Here is a 1,352-nt window from a genome sequence, read left to right as displayed (position 1 = left end):
AACACCTGCCTTAACAGTTGCTCCAGGAGATTGCATTGTTCATCGTAATGTTGCCACTGGTACTCTTCCACGGTCCGTTTCTGTTTTTTCAGGTAAAGGCAGAGGGTCTGGATATCCCTGTCATTCATGACCTTCAATGCCTGTTGTCTGACTACTGAGAAGGGTTGATTATCATCAATGTTCTCATCCACAAACAGATGCAGTAACTCTGCCGCTTTCGTGACATTGTCCGCGGCTGACTGCCAGGACAGGAACACTGCTTGTTGTGCAAAGGTGTTGGCAGCTTCTTGTTGCTTGCGGATATGGTAAATGAACCCATCAGTTAACCGTTCCAGTGCCAGTTGTATCCGCTCTGTCAGGTGACATAGCAACCATAGATGCTGCTGTGCGCGTTTGAATCGTTTGAGTTTACTACCGTAATAGTTGATGAGCTCACCGAAGTGTTGTCGATTTTTAAGAGACAGATTAAGCCCATCGATAACGCCATTGATTTGCGTGCGCCATGGCGCTAACTGATGATAAAGGGCAAGCTCTTTTTTAAGTTCAGGTACGGTCAGACTTTTTGCACCGCCTCTGAGCTGGTTCAGGCTTAGTCCGTCATCAATGGCTGTTATGCTGTCCAGAAAGACGTGAAGTTCAGGACTGGTGAGTTGATTAAGTTGGTGCGCCAGGTCTTTTCTGACCTGCTGCATCGCTCTGCTTATCAGTCTCTGGAGTACGGTGTACCTAGGGATAGCAATGCTGTGACTGGTTAGGAATTCAATAGCAGTATCAAAGAGGTAACGCGGCTCCAGCCAGGCATTGCCCACCTGAACAAGGTGGTCGAAAAGAGAATTGAAGTGCTGACTTTCGTCCCATTTGTGATAACCAGCAAGGTCTAATACTTTTGCGTAGAGTCGATCTTTTTGTTTTTGTGAGGGAGTGAATGGTCTGAGCCCCTTGCCGCCAAGCAGCTCTTTACTGATGAACATTAAATCCTTAGAAACCTGCGAGTAAGCGATATCTAGGATGACGGGCTTTGATTTGAAGTATCCCAAAATCGCGACAAAGTAACATCTATGAGCTCTGAGACGAATTGACCGAAAAACTGCCAATTCCGCATCGTTCAGAGAAAAGTACAGACGTTGTTCTTCGATTGAAAAAATGGGTGGGGAATAAAGATCTGCCTGTTCTGCTCTCGTGAGAATAGTAATTTCGTTTTTGATGGCCATATCAGGGCTGTTCCGTATTAAATGTACGATATTTACCTAATTTGCCACACTTATAAGTAGTAACCCACCTCCGCAGCCATTTATTGGTGTGGTCTACAGAGGATTAAGTCTTTTTAGAGGGGAAAATCCCTAGAACCCCAT

General features: G+C 45.5%; 1 pseudogene. It reads right to left on the bottom strand.

From position 1 onward, the window contains the following. Positions 1-1,211, bottom strand: a pseudogene (locus KU855_RS18680) (Tn3-like element ISShfr9 family transposase); the annotation flags it as partial. Positions 1,212-1,352: the final 141 nt, after the last annotated feature.

The organism is Shewanella sp. NIFS-20-20, assembly GCF_019209865.1.
Classification (GTDB): domain Bacteria; phylum Pseudomonadota; class Gammaproteobacteria; order Enterobacterales; family Shewanellaceae; genus Shewanella.
Note: the sequence above shows the minus strand (reverse complement) of the source record. Positions and strands in the feature narration are given on the sequence as shown.